At 71.6% G+C, this 16,579-nt stretch carries 17 protein-coding genes; 10 read left to right on the forward strand and 7 right to left on the reverse strand.

Annotated features, from left to right (window positions below; all coding sequences use genetic code 11):
* Positions 1–323: 323 nt before the first annotated feature.
* Together VGC13_RS29025 and VGC13_RS29030 are read right to left on the reverse strand one after the other, a co-directional pair.
* A complete protein-coding gene (locus tag VGC13_RS29025) occupies positions 324–1,088 on the reverse strand; it encodes a prepilin peptidase (RefSeq protein WP_331128831.1) in 765 nt (254 codons plus the stop codon).
* A 7-nt stretch (positions 1,089–1,095) separates the two neighbouring features.
* Positions 1,096–1,863, reverse strand: a complete 768-nt coding sequence (locus tag VGC13_RS29030; protein WP_331128832.1) for an RNA methyltransferase — start codon at positions 1,861–1,863, stop codon at positions 1,096–1,098.
* A gap of 75 nt (positions 1,864–1,938) precedes the next feature.
* Between VGC13_RS29030 and VGC13_RS29035 the strand changes: the two genes are divergently transcribed.
* The 3 genes from VGC13_RS29035 to thiD all read left to right on the forward strand — a co-directional run bounded on the left by VGC13_RS29035 (position 1,939) and on the right by thiD (position 4,573).
* The gene (locus VGC13_RS29035) at positions 1,939–2,778 is read left to right on the forward strand and encodes a M48 family metallopeptidase (RefSeq protein WP_331128833.1); all 840 of its coding nucleotides are present in this window, start codon (positions 1,939–1,941) and stop codon (positions 2,776–2,778) included.
* Positions 2,775–3,656, forward strand: coding sequence for a M48 family metallopeptidase (locus tag VGC13_RS29040; protein ID WP_331128834.1), 882 nt, complete (start codon positions 2,775–2,777; stop codon positions 3,654–3,656). Before VGC13_RS29035 ends, VGC13_RS29040 begins: the two co-directional genes overlap by 4 nt.
* Positions 3,657–3,772: 116 nt before the next feature.
* Positions 3,773–4,573, forward strand: coding sequence for a bifunctional hydroxymethylpyrimidine kinase/phosphomethylpyrimidine kinase (thiD, locus tag VGC13_RS29045; RefSeq protein ID WP_331128835.1), 801 nt, complete (start codon positions 3,773–3,775; stop codon positions 4,571–4,573).
* A 571-nt stretch (positions 4,574–5,144) separates the two neighbouring features.
* On the opposite strand, the gene VGC13_RS29050 is transcribed toward thiD, so the two are convergent.
* Together VGC13_RS29050 and VGC13_RS29055 are read right to left on the reverse strand one after the other, a co-directional pair.
* The gene (locus tag VGC13_RS29050; protein WP_331128836.1) at positions 5,145–5,522 is read right to left on the reverse strand and encodes a hypothetical protein; all 378 of its coding nucleotides are present in this window, start codon (positions 5,520–5,522) and stop codon (positions 5,145–5,147) included.
* 127 nt (positions 5,523–5,649) lie between these two features.
* Complete coding sequence (locus VGC13_RS29055; protein ID WP_331128837.1) at positions 5,650–6,501, reverse strand: purine-nucleoside phosphorylase; 852 nt, start codon at positions 6,499–6,501, stop codon at positions 5,650–5,652.
* Between the two features lie 187 nt (positions 6,502–6,688).
* Here VGC13_RS29055 and VGC13_RS29060 point away from each other — a divergent pair, with 187 nt between their 5' ends.
* The 3 genes from VGC13_RS29060 (at position 6,689) to VGC13_RS29070 (ending at position 8,402) form a co-directional block, all read left to right on the forward strand.
* Complete coding sequence (locus VGC13_RS29060; RefSeq protein WP_331128838.1) at positions 6,689–6,907, forward strand: hypothetical protein; 219 nt, start codon at positions 6,689–6,691, stop codon at positions 6,905–6,907.
* A gap of 190 nt (positions 6,908–7,097) precedes the next feature.
* Positions 7,098–7,658, forward strand: a complete 561-nt coding sequence (locus VGC13_RS29065) for a DUF1499 domain-containing protein (RefSeq protein WP_331128839.1) — start codon at positions 7,098–7,100, stop codon at positions 7,656–7,658.
* Between the two features lie 516 nt (positions 7,659–8,174).
* Complete coding sequence (locus tag VGC13_RS29070) at positions 8,175–8,402, forward strand: hypothetical protein (RefSeq protein WP_331128840.1); 228 nt, start codon at positions 8,175–8,177, stop codon at positions 8,400–8,402.
* Positions 8,403–8,529: 127 nt separating this feature from the next.
* Here VGC13_RS29070 and VGC13_RS29075 read toward each other — a convergent pair whose 3' ends face one another.
* The 3 genes from VGC13_RS29075 to VGC13_RS29085 form a co-directional block, all read right to left on the reverse strand.
* Positions 8,530–9,756, reverse strand: coding sequence for a VCBS repeat-containing protein (locus VGC13_RS29075; RefSeq protein WP_331128841.1), 1,227 nt, complete (start codon positions 9,754–9,756; stop codon positions 8,530–8,532).
* 415 nt (positions 9,757–10,171) lie between these two features.
* Entirely contained in the window at positions 10,172–11,158 is a 987-nt protein-coding gene (locus tag VGC13_RS29080) for an aldo/keto reductase (protein ID WP_331128842.1), read from the reverse strand.
* Between the two features lie 142 nt (positions 11,159–11,300).
* Positions 11,301–11,705 (reverse strand): tetratricopeptide repeat protein, encoded by a 405-nt coding sequence (locus VGC13_RS29085; protein ID WP_331128843.1) that lies wholly within the window; start codon positions 11,703–11,705, stop codon positions 11,301–11,303.
* A gap of 170 nt (positions 11,706–11,875) precedes the next feature.
* Between VGC13_RS29085 and VGC13_RS29090 the strand changes: the two genes are divergently transcribed.
* From VGC13_RS29090 to VGC13_RS29105, 4 genes are all read left to right on the forward strand, one after another.
* Positions 11,876–12,238 carry a CidA/LrgA family protein gene (locus VGC13_RS29090; protein ID WP_331128844.1) on the forward strand — a complete coding sequence of 121 codons (363 nt, stop codon included), beginning with the start codon at positions 11,876–11,878 and terminating at the stop codon, positions 12,236–12,238.
* A complete protein-coding gene (locus VGC13_RS29095) occupies positions 12,231–12,941 on the forward strand; it encodes an LrgB family protein (protein ID WP_331128845.1) in 711 nt (236 codons plus the stop codon). Before VGC13_RS29090 ends, VGC13_RS29095 begins: the two co-directional genes overlap by 8 nt.
* 776 nt (positions 12,942–13,717) lie before the next feature.
* On the forward strand, positions 13,718–15,073 hold the full coding sequence (locus VGC13_RS29100) for an SWIM zinc finger family protein (protein ID WP_331128846.1): 1,356 nt from the start codon (positions 13,718–13,720) through the stop codon (positions 15,071–15,073).
* Positions 15,070–16,578 (forward strand): DUF5691 domain-containing protein, encoded by a 1,509-nt coding sequence (locus VGC13_RS29105; protein WP_331128847.1) that lies wholly within the window; start codon positions 15,070–15,072, stop codon positions 16,576–16,578. The genes VGC13_RS29100 and VGC13_RS29105 overlap by 4 nt, the downstream gene beginning before the upstream one ends.
* Position 16,579: the final 1 nt, after the last annotated feature.

The following is a 16,579-nucleotide window of genomic DNA, read 5'->3' on the forward strand; positions in this document are numbered from 1 at the left end:
ACGCCAGGTTCCGCGGGCTAAAGCCCGCGGCTGGAAAGGCCAGAAGCCCCGTCTCGGCTCGCTACGCTCGCCGAACGGGGCTTCAACTGCTTGTCCGGACCGACGCACGAACCTGTCATTCCGAGGAGCGCACACCCGGACTCCGCCAGACCACCACGTCCCGCGCGCGACGAGGAATCTACTCGCCTCACCTCGTAAATCGTCGTGCGCTCCGCGCCTGCCCACGGTGTCCGCGCAGGCGGACTTTGCGTTTTTCCAGCGGCGAATTCATTCGCTCCTGGAGGCGGACGGCGCGCGGCTCCGGGATCATCGCCCCCCTTTGACTACACCACCAGGAAGCTGCGGACGTACCAGTCGATCATCGCCTGGCCAAAGGGCTCGGTGATGGCGGCGCCCAGGGCCAGGAAGATGCCGAAGGGGACCAGCTTTCCCGTGCGCATGCTGATGGGCGCAAAGATCAGCGTGCCGAACAGCGCGCCCAGGAAGATGGTCAGCAGCACGCCCATGGGGCCCAGGAACGCGCCCACCATCGCCATCATCTTGATGTCGCCACCCCCCATCGCGGGCTTCTTGAACGCCCACTCGCCCAGCACCGCCACCAGCCACAGCAGCCCGTATCCCAGCACCGCCCCCAGGAACGCGTCCTTCCACGTAATCCCCCCCGGCGCGAACGAGAGCGCCAGGCCGATCACCAGCCCGCCCAGGGTGAACTGGTCGGGGATGATGTAGGTGCGCGCGTCCGACAGCGCGATCCCCAGCAGGATGGTGAAGAACAGCGCCACCGACAGCGTCTGCCAGGTCGCGCCGAAACGCCACGCCGCCATCACCCACAGCGCCGCCGTCAGCAGCTCCACCAGCGGGTACTGGATGGAGATCGGCGCGCCGCACGCCCGGCACCTGCCCCGCAGCCACATCCACCCCAGCACCGGCACGTTGTCGTACCACTTGATGCGCGTCCCGCAGCCGGGACAGCTGCTGGGCGGCGAGACGACGGACCTGTCCTCGGGCCAGCGGTAGACGCAGACGTTCAGAAAGCTGCCCACGCAGGCGCCCACGATGCCCGCGTAGACCATCAGCAGGATCTGCATCCGTCTCTCAGCGAAGAAGTTCGTACATCAGGATGGCGCCGGCGGCGGCCACGTTCAGCGACTCCGCGCGCCCGCGGATGGGGATGCCCACGGTCCCATCCGCCCGCGCCCGCGTGGCATCCGACACGCCCGCGCCCTCGTTGCCCAGCACCAGCGCGGCGCGGGCGGGGCGCGGATCGGGAAGCGGGTCGCCGCCGGCCGCGGCGGCCAGGGTACGGAACCCGCGCCGCGCCAGCCACGACGCCAGCGCGTCCCACTCCGCCGCGACGATGGGAAGGCGGAACGAAGAGCCCATGGCGGCGCGGACGGACTTGGGGTTCCACGGATCCACCGTCCCCGGCAGCGCCACCACCCCCGCCGCGCCCAGCGCCTCGGCCGTGCGCGCCAGCGTGCCGAAGTTGCCGGGGTCCTGCACCGCGTCCAGCACCAGGACCACGGAGGGCTCCCCGTCCACACGCAGGTCGTCCAGCCCGGCGTGGGGGATCGGCGCCACGGCCAGGATCCCCTGCGGCGTCTCGGTATCCGCCAGCGCGGCAAGCTCCCGCTCGCTGGCCTCGTGCACCGCAACCCGTTGCGACGCAAGCAGATCCAGCAGCGACCGTCCTCGCGGGGTGTCCCCCAGCGTGGACGCGGCGACGGCCAGCCGCACGGGAAGGGGGGAGGCGGCCAGGTCCTCCACCGCGCGCACCCCTTCGGCAAGGAAAAGCCCCTCCGCCTCACGGCTTTTGCGCAGGCGAAGGGACCGCAGCAGGCGCTCTTCGCGGCGGCTCAGCACCGGGGGCTCACATGGTCCGGTCCTTGCTTTCCCACCCTGTTCAAGACGACACACCCGTCACACATGGAGAATCATATGTCGCAAGCACTTGGACGCGTGTTCCGGCGCACGGCGGCGGCAGCCTGCCTGTGCGGCGCCGGCGTCGCCGCGGGGTGCGCCCCGGCGGTGAGCACGCAGCAGGAAGTGGCCCTGGGCGCGGACTACTCGGCGCAGATCAACCGCCAGATGCCCATGCTGAACGACCAGGCCACGCTGAACTACGTGAACCAGATCGGATCGCAGCTGGCCGCCATCGCCGATCCGCGTGGAATCCGCTATCACTTCTACGTGGTGAACTCCGACGTTGTCAACGCCTTTGCCCTTCCCGGCGGCTACGTGTACCTGAACCGCGGCCTCATCGAGCGCGCCGACAACGTGTCGGAGCTGGCCGGGGTGCTGGCGCACGAGATCGGCCACGTGGCCGAGCGGCACAGCATCGAGCAGCTGCAGCGGGCCCAGAACGCCAACCTGGGGCTGAACGTGCTGTACGGCGTGCTGCTGGGCCGCAACCCGTCGGGGGTGGAGCAGACGGCGGTGCAGCTGGGCGGCGGCGCGATGTTCGCCGGCTACGGCCGCGACGCCGAGCGCGAGGCCGACCGGGTGGGCGTGGCGTACCTGGTGCGCGCGGGGTACAACCCCAACGGAATGGCCACCTTCTTCGAAGAGCTGCTGAGCATGCAGCAGCGCCAGCCCAGCCGCGTGGAGCAGTGGTTCAGCACGCACCCCACCACGCAGGAGCGGGTGAACAACACGCGGGCCATCATCGCGCAGACGCCGGGCGCGCAGGGCGGCAACCTGACGACCGACACGCGGGCGTTCCAGAGCTTCCGGTCGCGGGTGGCCTCGCTTCCCGCGCCGCCGGACCGCCGCCGGTGAGCCCGCGCGGAACGTCCCCGCACAGCCGGCCCCGCGCCGGCCGGCTGCGCGCGGCGGCCCTGGCCGCCGCGCTGGCCCTGGGCGGCTGCGTCAACGAGACGCGCGAGGTCGCCATCGGCAACCAGATCGCGACGCAGATCAACGGCCAGGTGCCGCTGGTGCAGGACGTTCCGCTGAACCTGTACGTGAACGACCTGGGCCGCCTGATCGCGCGGCACAGCGGGCGGCCGGACCTGCAGTACTACTTCTACATCGTCGACAGCCCGGCGCTCAACGCGTTCGCGCTGCCGGGCGGGCACATCTACGTGAACCGCGGCCTCATCGAGCGCACCAGCGACGTGTCGGAGCTGGCCGGGGTGCTGGCGCACGAGATCGGCCACGTGGCCGCCCGCCACGGCGCCGAGAACCTGCAGCGGCAGATGCGCACGCGCTCCATGGCCCGGGTGATGTACCAGATCATCCTGAACCGCGAGCCCATGCTGCAGCAGGAGGCCATCGAGATGGGCGGCCAGCTGTGGCAGGCGCAGAACTCGCGCGCGGCCGAGCAGGAGGCCGACCAGCTGGCGGTGAGCTACCTGGTGCAGACCGGCGTGGACCCGCGCGGGATGCTGAGCCTGTTCAGCGCCCTGTGGGAAGAAGAGCAGCGGGTGCCCGCCACCGAGACGGTGTCGTGGTTCTCCACGCACCCGGGGACGGCGGCGCGGATGCAGGCCACGCGCGAGCGGATCCGCGCGCTCCCCCCGCCGCCCAAGCCGCTGGCGCGCAACAACGAGAGCTACGCCGCCTTCCTGCGGCGCCTTTCGGCCCTGCCGCCCTCGCTGGGGCAGGTGCTGATGCCCATGCCCGCCGGCCACCCCGCGGTCCCGGCCCGGCGGTAGCGGTCCGATGGGAGGGATGACGAACCGGCGCGGCGCCCTTGCGGCTCCGCGCCGGTTCGCTTCCATTCGCCCCCCGGACCGGACGTTCCGATTCACCCGATCCATCGATTGCACGGATGAGCATTCCCATCGCCCTCACCATCGCCGGGTCCGATTCCGGCGGCGGGGCCGGCATCCAGGCGGACCTCAAGACCTTTCACGCGTTCGGCTGCTTCGGCACGTCCGCCATCACGGCGATCACGGTGCAGAACACGCGCGGCGTCACCGGCGTCCACGCCATCCCGGTGGATACCGTCCGCGCGCAGGTCGCCGCGGTGGCCACGGACCTGCCGCCGGCCGCCTGCAAGACGGGGATGCTGGCCACGCCGGAGCTGGTGCGCGCGGTGGCGGCGTCCATCCGCGAGCACGGGCTGCCCAACTACGTGCTGGACCCGGTGATGGTGGCCACCAGCGGCGACCGGCTGCTGGCGATGGAGGCGGAGCAGACCATCGTGCACGAGCTGCTGCCGCTGGCGGCGTGCGTCACCCCCAACCTGGACGAGGCGGCGATCCTGGTGGGGTTCGCGGTGGAGGACGTGGAGGGAATGCGCCGCGCGGCGCGTGTGCTGGTGGAGCGGGGCGCGCGCGCGGCGCTGCTCAAGGGCGGCCACCTGCGCTCCGCCGAGCTGGTGGACGTGCTGTGGGACGGCACGGACTGGCACGAGTGGCGGCGTCCCAAGCTGGACACGCGCCACACGCACGGCACCGGCTGCACCCTCTCCGCCGCCATCGCCGCCGGCTTGGCGCACGGCCGCCCCCTGCGCCGCGCGGTAGAAGACGCGCTGGACTACGTGCAGCGCGCCATGGCCGCCGCGCCGGGGCTGGGGGGCGGGCATGGGCCGTTGAACCACCTGGTGGCGGGGAGGGTGAAGGGGTGAAGGGGTGAACGGGTGACGCGCACGTCGGCGGGTGTCGGCCGCGCCACGGGGAGCCCGGGCTGAAGCCACGGGGCTAGGACGGCCAGAAGCCCCGCCCTGGGCTCGCGGAGCTCGCCCGGCGGGGCTTAGAGATGCGTGGATGCTGCCTGTGGAGCGCGAGCGCCGCCGACGGGAGCGGTTGAAGCCCTGTTTTGTGAGGAACGAACAAAGGCAGGGCTTATGGCCGTCATAGCCGCGGGCTTTAGCCCGTGGCGGGGGTGGCGGTGAACGGATGAACGGGTGACACGCGCGTCGGCGGGGGTTGGCCGCGCCACGGGGAGCCCGGGCTGAAGCCACGGGGCTAGGACGGCCAGAAGCCCGCCCTGGGCTCGCGGAGCTCGCCCGGCGGGGCTTAGAGATGCGTGGATGCTGCCTGTGGAGCGCGAGCGCCGCCGACGGGAGCGGTTGAAGCCCTGTTTTGTGAGGAACGAACAAAGACAGGGCTTATGGCCGTCATAGCCGCGGGCTTCAGCCCGTGATCGTGGCGGCGAGGACGTGGCGCGAACCCCGCAAACGCACCCCCTTCACCCCTTCACCCCTTCACCCGCTCCGCCTGCGGTACGGGCACGGCCTGCGCCTGCGCCTGCGCCTGCGTGCGCTCAGGGACGCCGGGGAGCGGAAGGGAGGCCATGGCCGACTTGCCGCTCTCCAGGTCGCGGCGGAACTCCGACTCCTCCAGCAGCTCGCGCATGGAGCGGTCCACGCTGTGGATCTGCTCCTCCATCAGGGCCATCCGGCGCTCCAGCAGCTGCTGCGCCTGGTTGTCGCCCTGCAGCTCGCGGTAGCTGGCCAGCGCCTCCATCAGCGGCTTCAGCGCAAAACGCGCGGTAAGGCCGGCGATGGGGATCAGAATCACCATCATCCCCAGGAAGATGGCCAAGCCGGCGATGATCGCGGTGTTCGGGTCCATGGGGTCCTCCGTCTGGAAAGTGCTTGCGGGCCCGGAGAACGGGCCGGATTGAAAGCGATGCGAGGACGGCCGAAGCCGGCCGTGGAGGTGCCTACGGCGGCGGCGGCCGGAAAGATTCGCCGCCCGCCTACTCCGCCGCTTCGGAGGCGCGGTTCAGGCCGGCGACGCGGGGCAGCACGCCGCGCACCAGCGCCGCCAGCCGGTGCCGCACGCGGGCGCCCACCTCCATCACCTCGTCGTGCGAAAGCCGCTCGCCGCCCAGCCCCGCGGCCAGGTTGGTGATGCAGCTGATCCCCAGGCACTTCATCCCGATGGCGCGCGCCACCAGCACCTCGGGCACGGTGCTCATCCCCACCGCGTCCGCCCCCAGCCGCGCCAGCATGCGGATCTCGGCCGGCGTCTCGTAGCTGGGGCCCAGCATGGCCGCGTACACGCCCTGCACCAGGGGGATCCGCAGCTCGCGCGCGACCTCCTCGGCGATGCGGCGGAATCCGGAATCGTACGGGTCCGACATGTCAGGGAATCGCTCCTCGCCCGGCACCGTCTGCCCGATGAGCGGGTTGCGGAACATCATGTTGATGTGGTCCGCCATCAGCATCAGGTCGCCCGGCTGGAACCCGGGGCGAATGCCGCCGGCGGCGTTGGTCAGCAGCATGGTCTCGGCGCCCAGCGCGGACAGGGCGCGCACCGGCAGCGCCACGTCCGCCGGCTGCCATCCCTCGTACAGGTGAAAACGGCCCTGCATGGCCGCCACCTCCACCCCCTCCAGCCGCCCCGCCACCAGCTGCCCCGCGTGCCCCGCCAGCTCCTGCGTGCGCCGCGGAAAGCCCGGGATGTCGCTGAAGGGAATGCGGACGGCGTCTTCGATGTCGTTCGCCATCTCGCCCAGGCCGCTGCCCAGCACCAGCACGGCGTGGGGCGCGCGGGTAAAGCGCTCGCGAAGAAAGGCGACGGTGTCGTGGATGGACGCGGCGTGCATCAGGGCTCTCCGGGATGGATGTAGGCCCGGCAATCTCCGCGGCGGGAGCGGCGGCGTCAACGGGGACGATCACCCAGCCCCCTCGAAGGGGATGCATTGCTTTCTTTTTGAGACGAGTTTAGACAGATTCAGCACCCGCGAACTGGCCGGCACCCGGCCGGCCGGACCATTGTCAGGAGAGCAGAACATGCAGAAGATCACGCTGGACACGGAGCAGCTGTCCGTCGCTTCCTTCGAGGTTTCCCCGGCCGAGGAGGGCGATGGCCTGTTCGCCATCAGCGACGCCGGGACCTGCCGCTGTACCGCCGGGCCGGGCTGCTACTACGACACCAAGTACTGCACCGGCAACACGTGCGTGGAGACCGCCGCGTTCACCTGCGAGACCTCCAGCAACTCGCCCTGCTGAGCCGGCGGCGCCGGGCGGATGCGCAAAGGAGCCCGGGCACCTGGAATTGCCCGGGCTCCTTTTCCGTCAGCGGCCCGCGCCGGCATCCGCGCGAAACCGGCCGCTGGCGAACATCGTACGAGGGGGGGCTTCCGGGCCATCGGACGATGTGCGATGTTCGATGCCCCTTTCCGCATCCCCGTGAGAACCCATGCAATCCAGTCTTTTCTTTCGCGTCTTCTGCTTCTGCGGCATCCTGTTCGGCGCCCTGCAGGCCCTTCTTGCCGCGGTGCAGGGCGCATCGGCGGGCGAGACCGTTTTCATCGGCCTGAGCGCCGGGCTGTTCTTTGGGCTGTTCCTGGCCGCGTTCGTCACGGCGGCGCACCACTGGCGGCTGAAGAAGACCGGGATGAATCCCGCGACCACGGATACCCGCGTGGACGTGCAGGAACGCATCACCCTGCCGCTGCCGTCGGACCAGGCGCTCGCGCTCTGCCGGTCGGCGGTAACGCAGGTGCCCCGCGCGAGTGACGTGCAGGTGGATGCGGCGGCGGCGATGGTGGCGGCGCGCGTGGGGATGAGCTGGGCCAGCTTTGGCGAGCACATCGAATGCCGGGTGACGCCCGCGGAAGGGGCGGCGGTCGTGTCCATCCGCAGCCGTCCCGTCCTGGCTACCACCCTCGTGGACTACGGCAAGAACCGCGAGAACGTGGAGCGCATCCGCGCCTACATGGCCCGCCAGGCCTCCCCCGCTCCCGCACCGCAGGCCTGAGTCTCTCCCCGGACGCCGAAGCCCCGCCCCCGCAGACCAGCGGAGGCGGGGCTTCGTCGTTCGGACGCTCCCGGTTCCACGCGGAGGGGGCGGGATCTTTCCGTCACGCAGGGTTCCGGGGCGATGCCCGGGAGAGGGTTCCGCGCGAGGGGACGGAGATTCTTCAGTCGCGCCCACCGGCTTCGCGGCTTCCCGAAAATTCGGGGTGGGCGCTCCCTCAGAATGACAGGTGGCTCCGCGGATTTTGGCTTCAGGCTTTATACCGATCCGCCAAACCTGTCATTCTGAGGGAGGCGCCGCACGAGCCCCTCTTTACGCGCAGTGCCGTGGCGCCGACCAAAGAATCTCCGTCGGGAACGGGCGGCCTCTCGCGCAGCACCCGCCGCAGCGGAGGGGCATCGTGCGCCTCGGCATCCAAAAGCCATCACTCCCGTGACACGTGGCGGACTCTTCCCTTTTATGACGAATTCGGCGAAGTTGAATCCCTCATCCAACCCCATCCACGGAGAAACTCCCATGAAAAAGCTCAAGCTCTCGGCCGACGACCTGAAGGTCACCTCGTTCACCGCGCAGCAGGAGCGCGGGGGCGCCGGCACCGTGAACGGCATGCAGATCACCGGCTTTACGTTCTGCTACTGCACGGACCACGGCGACTGCTACGTGTCGAACTACTGCAGCTATCCCGGCCAGCCGAACAACACCTGCTACGACGGCTGCATGACCAACCAGAACGGAGCCTGCTGATCCCCGCCCCGGCGCCGCCAGCATCCGCCGGTGAAAATAGCGCGGGCACCCCGCGGTGCCCACGCTCCTTCGTTTGCCTTTACGATGTGTTCCCACCGGCTGGCCCGCGACGGGCTCCGCGGCCGGGCTACGGCCGCGCCAGGACCATCCGGTCGGTGCCGACGTAGCTGGAGAAGTACATGTCCAGCCGCCCGTCGCCGTTGAAGTCGGCCACCTCGGCGTCGATGCCCTGGCCCGTCAGGCCGGAGGGAAAGACGGAGTTCGTGGCGTTCTTGAACACGCCCGTGCCGTCGTTCAGGGCGACGTACCACGCCCAGGCCTGGTTCAGCACGGCGGTGACCAGGTCCAGGTCGCCGTCGCCGTCCACGTCCGTGAACTCCGCGTCCACCGTGTACCACGCGTCGCGGGCGATGCGCACGTCCGTCTGGTCCGTGAACCAGCCGCGGCCGTCGTTGATCAGCAGCCGGTCCTGCGGATCGATCCCCGGGCCAAAGGCCACGTTGGCGAAGTACAGGTCCAGGTCGCCGTCCCCGTCCACGTCCGCCAGGTCCGCCTCGCGCGTCTCCTCCGGGGCGGTGCGCAGGGGTAGCCGGCCGGGTGCGGCCTCCGTAAAGAACCCGCGCCCGTCGTTCAGCAGCAGCCGGTTGCCGTCCACGGCGTTGCCCACCACCAGGTCCAGGTCTCCGTCGCCATCCACGTCGCCCGCCTCCAGGTCCTGGGTGCGCGCGTCGTCGGCGGGAAGGCGGACGCGGGTCTGGTCGATGAAGCGCCCGCCGGCGTTGATGAACAGGAAGTCCTGCCCGTCGTTGCCGAAGAGCAGGTCCGTGTCGCCGTCGGCGTCCACGTCCGCAGCGATGACGGAGTTGCTGACCCCCCGCGCGGGGAGCCGCGATCCCGCGTCCGCAAAGACGCCCGCGCCGTTGTTGAGGTAGAACTCGGTGGACGCGTCGTCCTCCGCGGCGACGACGGCATCGAGGTCGCCGTCGCCGTCGTAGTCCGCCACGGCCACGTCCTCGCTGTCGTGCAGGGCGGCGGGCAGGGTGCCGGCGGGCGCGACGGTCATCCGCCCCGTGCCGTCGTTCAGCAGCAGGACGTTCTGCTGGATCTCCTTGGCGATCAGCAGGTCCAGGTCGCCGTCGCCGTCCGCGTCGAACGCCTGGGAATCCATGCTGCTCCCCGGGGTGTGCGGAACGGGGATCTCGACGTACAGGTCCTGGCCGCCCGCGCTGGCGGCGGCTCCGGGCCCGGCGGCGGAGGGAAGCGGCCGCGCGCCGTCGGTGCACGCGGCGGCGGCGCAGAGCGTCGTGGCGAGAGCCAGCCGGCGCACGCGGGGGATGCAGATCGTGTGTGGCATCGGTGAGCTTTCCGGGATGAAGGTGGGCCGGGATCCACGGGGGGGATGGGGCTGGCGGATCACGGATCGGATCGCATCAATTTCCCTGTCAGGGGCCTCCCGGTGTCGCGGGTGGGTGCGAACGACCCCGAGGCGGTGACGAGCGGCGGCGCGGGCGGGACGAACGGGCGGTGAGAGGAAACCGATGTCCGGCGTACGGGGACGTGCGAAAGCAACGCCCGCACCATCCCGGCGCCCGTGCGGGCAGAGCGGCCAACCCGTTGTGCCGCACCTGTTTTCAATGCACCCGCGCCGGCCGGGGAACGCAAGGACCCGAATCACCCGCCCTGGAACGATGCGCGAAACGCCGCCCCGACCCGGGGAGTGAACCGGATCGGGGCGGTGCGGATCTGCACGGCGCGGATCTACCGGCGGATCAGCGGTTCACGGCCTTCATGCTGGCCTCGGGATAGCGCGTCCCGGCCGCGGCGCCCACGGGGAACGTGTCGCCGATGCGGCGCAGGTCATCTTCCGAGAGCCGCACGTCCACGGCGGCGGCGTTCTCCTCCAGGTACTTTACGCGCTTGGTGCCGGGGATGGGCACGACATCGTCGCCCTGCGCCAGCACCCACGCCAGCGCCAGCTGCGACGGGGTGACGCCCTTCTCGCGCGCCATCGCCTCCACCTCGCGGACGAGATCGAGGTTCTTGCCGAAGTTCTCGCCCTGAAAGCGGGGCTGCTGCCGGCGGTAGTCGTCCTCGGGCAGGTCCTCGAAGGTCTGGAAGCGGCCGGTGAGGAATCCGCGGCCCAGCGGGCTGTACGCCACGAAGGCGATCCCCAGCTCGCGGACGGTGTCCAGCACGCCGTTCTCCTCCACGTCGCGCGTCCACAGCGACCATTCCGTCTGCAGCGCGGCGATGGGATGCACGGCGTGGGCGCGGCGGATGGTGTCCGGCGCGGCCTCGCTGAGCCCCAGGTGGCGCACCTTGCCGGCGGCCACCAGCTCGGCCATGGCGCCCACGGTGTCCTCGATGGGGACCTGGGGATCCACCCGGTGCTGGTAGTACAGGTCGATGTGGTCCACGCCCAGCCGCTGCAGCGAGGCGTCGCACGCCTGCCGCACGTACTCGGGGTCGCCGCGCACGCCCTTGAACGAGCCGTCGTCGCCGCGCCAGTTGCCAAACTTGGTGGCCAGCACCACGCGGTCGCGCCGGTCGGCGATGGCGCGGCCCACCAGCCGCTCGTTGGTGAACGGCCCGTACATGTCGGCCGTGTCCAGAAAGTCGATCCCCAGCTCCAGCGCGCGGTGGATGGTGGCGATGCTCTCCCCGTCGTCGGCGGCGGAGTAGAACTCGCTCATCCCCATGCATCCCAGCCCCAGCGCCGACACCTGCAGCCCCTGCCCCAGCGTCCGTCTTTCCATCGCTCCCCCGATCCGTTCCTGTCCCGTTGACGCCGCCGAACGGCGTGAATCTGTAACCAGTACGGTTCCACTTCAAGGATCGCGCCGGGTGCATCCCCAGGCATCCTCATCATCCCCCAAAAGGAGCAATCCTCACACAGAGTCAGCAGAGTGAGCAGAGTTTGCTCGTGCCGCATCCCATCGCCATCCGGTAGCCGTTCGCGTACTCCAGGTCCCAGCCGATCAGCGGTCCGGCCCGCTCCCACGCGGCCGCGGCCTCGCGCCCCTTCCCCAGCCAGAACCGGGCACGGCCCAGCATCATCCAGTTTTCCGGATCGCGCGGATACTCGCTCGCCAGCCGCTCCACCAGCGGCTCCGCCTGCGCCCACTGCCGGTCCCGCAGCAGCGCCCGCGCCCGCTCCTTGGCCTCGTAGTACACCACCCCGTCCGGCGGCACCTCCATCAGCACGAGCGGGCTCTGGCCCGACGCCGGGTCGTACGTCTGTGCCTGGGTGGCGCTGGACGAGACGAGCAGCATCACGGCGGGAACAATCGACCTCACACGCATGGATTCATCGGGAGAAAAGGGAAGCGGCGCCAAGCGCGGCGGGCACCGTTTGGAGGTGCGGATGCGAGTGGGATGGCTGATGCGGCGCCAGGGTTGAACCCGCGGTCCATCGAGCTCGATCGCCGCGAACCCGCTTGCCCCGGCGCGGCGGCGGGACGAGCTTGTGCGGGATGATTCCACGACACATCGCCCGCCATCTCCTGGGCCTGCTGATCCTGCTCGCGTTCCTGTTCGCGGGAGAGGCGATCGCCCGCTTCGGGCGGCTGCCGCTGCCGGGGAGCGTGGCGGGGATGCTGATGCTGGCCGGCGCCCTGCGGCTGCGCTGGATTCCGCCCTCCGTCGTGGAGCCCGCGGCGGAGCTGCTCATCCGCAACATGGCGCTCTTCTTCGTTCCCGCGGGGGTGGGGGTGATGACGTACGCGGGCCTGCTGCGCCGCGAGTGGCTGCCGGTCGTCGCCGGGGCCGTGGCGAGCACGGTGGCGGTGCTGCTGGTGGTGGGATGGATGCAGCAGCGGCTGGAACGCGATGGTTGAATCCGCCGTCGGCGCGCTGCTGGCCATCGCCGCGACGCTGGCCGTGTACGCCGCCGCGCAGCGGGTGCAGCGGCGACGAAAGTCCGTGTGGCTGCACCCGGTGCTCGTCTCCATCCTGGTCCTCATCGCCGCGCTGAAGCTGCTGGGCGTGGAGTACGCGGACTACAACCGCGGCGCCCGCGTGCTGACGTTTCTGCTGGGCCCGGCGGTGGTCGCGCTGGGCCTTCCGCTCTTTCGGCAGATGGAGGAGATCGGGCGCCGCGGCAAGGCGGTGCTCCTGTCGCTGCTGGCCGGCGCCGCCGTCGGCACGCTGACGGCGACGCTCACGGCCGCGCTGCTGGGTGGATCGGGCCAGGTGGTGCGCTCGCTGGCCCCGCGCGCCGTAACGACGCCCATCGCCATCGGGATCGCGGAGCGGGTGGGCGGGCTGCCGGCGCTCTCGGCGGCGGTGGCCATCTTTACCGGCATCCTGGGCGCGGTGATCGGGCCGCCCCTGCTGCGCACCATCGGCGTGCGCAGCCGCACGGCGTTCGGGCTGTCCCTGGGCGCGGCGGCGCACGGCGTGGGCACGGCCCGCGCCGCGGAGGAGGGCGACGTGGAGGCGGCCAGCAGCGGCCTTGCCATCGGGGTGATGGGCGTGTTCACCGCGGTCTTGGCGCCGGTGGCGATCGCCCTGCTGGCGTGGCTGGGATGGGCGCGATGAGGGGGTGGGCAGCTGGTGAAATCGGCCGTGGATCTGGGCAAGCTTATGATGTTTGTTGTGACAGTCTCGGAGAAACGAAGACAGAAGAGAGGAAAAGGTGTCGCGGGGACCCTTCGAAGGTGCCCCCGCCGGGCGTCCTATTCCCGAATCAGGTACCTCACGGTTACTGCGGCGGGCAGGTCATTGCCCAGCAACCGCTCCCGTCGCACCAATAGCAATCGTACGGACCGGACGGAGGCATAGTCACCACCGGGTCAGTAATCGGCGGCGCGGCCATAGCCGCCTGAGCGCCCATCAGCAGCGAACTAAGCACACCACCAATGTACAGCAGTCCCCCGATGCGCTTCTTCATCTTGCCCCCATGTTCGAAAAGGTTCGAAGGTTGCCCTTTCGGCAGAACCGGATGACGCAAACGGCGTGCTAAAACATCCATCCGAGTGCTGAAAAGGAGCGGTTCCTGCCACGACGAACCCGCCCCGCCACGCCGGGCGCTGCCCACGCGAGCGGGTGAAGCCCTGTTCCGTGCCGCGCTTCTAGCCGCGGGTTTCAACCCGTGTTCAACGTGTTCGACCCCGGCACCGCGTTCCGGGGAAATCAATGCCCGGGAAATGCCGGGTTGGTGTGATGCCCGCCATCCGCCGCCTTGTGCAATCGCCCGCATGCGGCCATCCTTTCCCGCCCGGCCCGTACCGGACGGAATCCACATCCTCCCCCACCGTGATCATCCCCCGCTTGCCCGTCCCTTCGCCGCGCGCGGCTGACGCGCTCCGCACCGCATGAGCCTGCCCGCGTGGACGGCGGACCAGGTGTTCGCCATGGCGCCCGATCCGGCATCCGCCAGGGCGGGACAGGGACTGGCGAGCCCACGCAAATGGGGGCTGCTGGCCCGCGACGCGCGCGCCCTGTGGGGAGAGTGCCAGGGAAGCGGCTCCAAGCCCTACCAGGTGATCGTGGACGCGTCGGAGCCGGCGTTCCGCTGCACCTGCCCCAGCCGCAAGTTTCCCTGCAAGCACGGGCTCGGCCTCCTGTTTCTCTACGCCGCCCAGCCGGCGCTGGTGGTGGAGACGGAGGCCGAGCCCGGCTGGGTGGCCGAGTGGCTGGCCATGCGCGGGGCGCGCGCGGAAAAGAAGGCGGAGAAGGCCGCCGCCCCGCCTGCCCCCGAGCGCGCGCCCGACCCCGCGGCGCAGGCAAAGCGCGCGGCGCAGCGTGAGGACCGCGTGCGGGCGGGGCTGGACGACCTGGAGCAGTGGCTGCACGACGGCGTGCGGCAGGGGCTGGCGACGGCGGGCCAGCGCCCCCGCGGCGACTGGGAGCGCGTGGCCGCCCGGCTGGTGGACGCGCAGGCCGCCGGCGCCGCACGCCTGGTCGGCGAGCTGGCCACCATCCCCGACGGCGGCGACGGCTGGCCCGGGCGGCTGCTGCAGCGGATGGCGCGGCTGCAGCTGCTGGTGCAGGCGGCGCGGCGCATGGACGCGCTCCCCGAACCGGTGGCGGCGGACGTGCGCACGGCGCTGGGGTGGACGGCGCGCCAGGAAGAGGTGCTGGCGCTCCCCGGCGAGCGCGACACGTGGACCGTGCTCGGTGTGCGGACGGAGGCGGAGGAGCGGCTGCGGGTGCAGCGCACCTGGCTGCGCGGCGAGGAGACCGGCCGCACGGCGCTGCTGCTGGCCTTCGCGGCGGGCGGGCAGCCGCTGGAGCCGGGCCCGGCGCCGGGGTCGCGCTTCGCGGCGGAACTCGTCTTCTATCCCGGCGCGCACCCGCTGCGCGCGCTGGTGCGGGAGCGGACGTCGGCGCCGGAGGCGGTGGCCGCGCTCCCCGGCGGCGGCCCGGTGGACGCGGCGCTGGGCGAGTGGTCGGCGGCGCTGTGCCGCAATCCGTGGACGGAGCGGCTGGCGCTCGTGCTGCGGGACGCAACGCCGGTGCGCGAAGGCGGACGCTGGCTGCTGCGCGACGCCGCCGGCGATGCGCTGCCGCTGGCGCGCGCGGCGGAGGACGCCGCGTGGATGCTGCTGGCGGCGGGCGGCGGCCGGCCGGTGCAGGTGGCGGCGGAGTGGGACGGCGTGGAGCTCGTCCCCCTCGGCGCGGTGGTGGAGGGGCGCTACCTGGTGCTGCCCTCGGGAGGCGCGGCGTGAGCGCGGGTGAGGCGTGGGAGCGCGCGGTCCGCGCGGCGCTGCTGGGCACGGAGCGGCAGCCGGCGCCGGTGGACGCGGCCACGGGCGAGCCCCCGCTGGACGCGGCGGCCGCGGCGCTGGCGGACCAGACGGCGGAGGCGCGGCTGCTGGGGACGGCGGCGCTGCTGGATGCGTGGCGGCGCGCCGGGCAGCGCGCGGTGCGGATGGCGGCGCCCCCGCCGGAGCCCGCGCCGGAGGGGGACGAGCGCCCCTGCTCCCCCGCCGCCGCGCGGGTGCTGCGGCAGCTGCTGGCCGGCTCGCCGCCGCCGCTGCTGGCGGAGTGGATGCGGCTCGCGGAACGGGCCGGCGCAGCCATCCCGCACGAGCTGCTGCCGGCGGTGCTGGACTTCGGCGTTCGCCATGCGGCGGTCCGCGCCGACGTCGCGCGGGCGCTGGGGGCGCGCGGACGCTGGCTGGCGGCGCAGAACCCCGCCTGGGCGTATGCCGGCGGGCTGCCGGACGAGCCGGCGGAAGGGTGGGAGACGGGGACGGCGGAGGAGCGCGTCCGCATCCTTCGCCACCTGCGCGCCAGTGACCCCGCCGCCGGACTCGCGCTGCTGCGGACCACGTGGGCCACGGACGCCCCGCGCGACCGCGCCGCCTTCGTGGAGGCGCTGGCGGTGGGGCTGGGGATGGGCGACGAGCCGTTCCTGGAGTCGCTGCTGGACGACAAACGCAAGGAGGTGCGCGCCGCCGCCGCGGCCCTGCTGGCCACGCTCCCCGGGTCGCGGCTGGTGGGGCGGATGACGGAGCGCGTGGAGCCGCTGGTGCAGCTCAAAGCCCCGGAGGGTCTCGTCGCCCGGATCAAGGGCGACAAGACGCGCATCGACGTGGAGTTGCCGGCGGAGTGCGACAAGGCCATGCGGCGCGATGGCGTCGAGCCCAAGCCGGCCTACGGCTTTGGTGAGCGGGCGTGGTGGCTGCACCAGATGCTCATTGCCGTGCCGCCTTCCTTCTGGACGGCACGCTGGAGGCGGAGCGCGGCCGACCTGCTCGCGGCCGCAAAGAACGGGACGGAAGGCAGCCTCCTGGTCCGGGCGTGGACGGAAGCCGCCATCCAGGCCCGTGACGCGGAGTGGGCGGAGGCACGACTGCACACGGTGAGCGGCCGGGAACGGATCGGCATCGTGGAACCGATGGCGGCGGCGCTCCCGCCGGAGCGGCTGGAACCACTGGTCCTGCAGCGCTTGCCGGCCGACCGGCTGACCGCCGCCAGCATCGCCACGGAGATGCTGCAGGCCGCCCGCCATGGCTGGAGTCCGGCACTCACCCGCGCCGTCGTCGCCCTGGTCCCCGCCGACGGGGGCGCCACCGACTATTCCCTGCGCGAGATGGTGCGCGGATTCGCGCTGCACATGCATCCCGCCACCGCCGTGGCGACCCTCCGCGAACTAGGCGACCACCACGAGGGTTCGTGGATCGACCAGCTTCACCTGCGACACACCCTGCACCAGGCCTTCGAATGAC

The sequence above is a fragment of the Longimicrobium sp. genome (genome assembly GCF_036399255.1).
Taxonomy (GTDB): domain Bacteria; phylum Gemmatimonadota; class Gemmatimonadetes; order Longimicrobiales; family Longimicrobiaceae; genus Longimicrobium.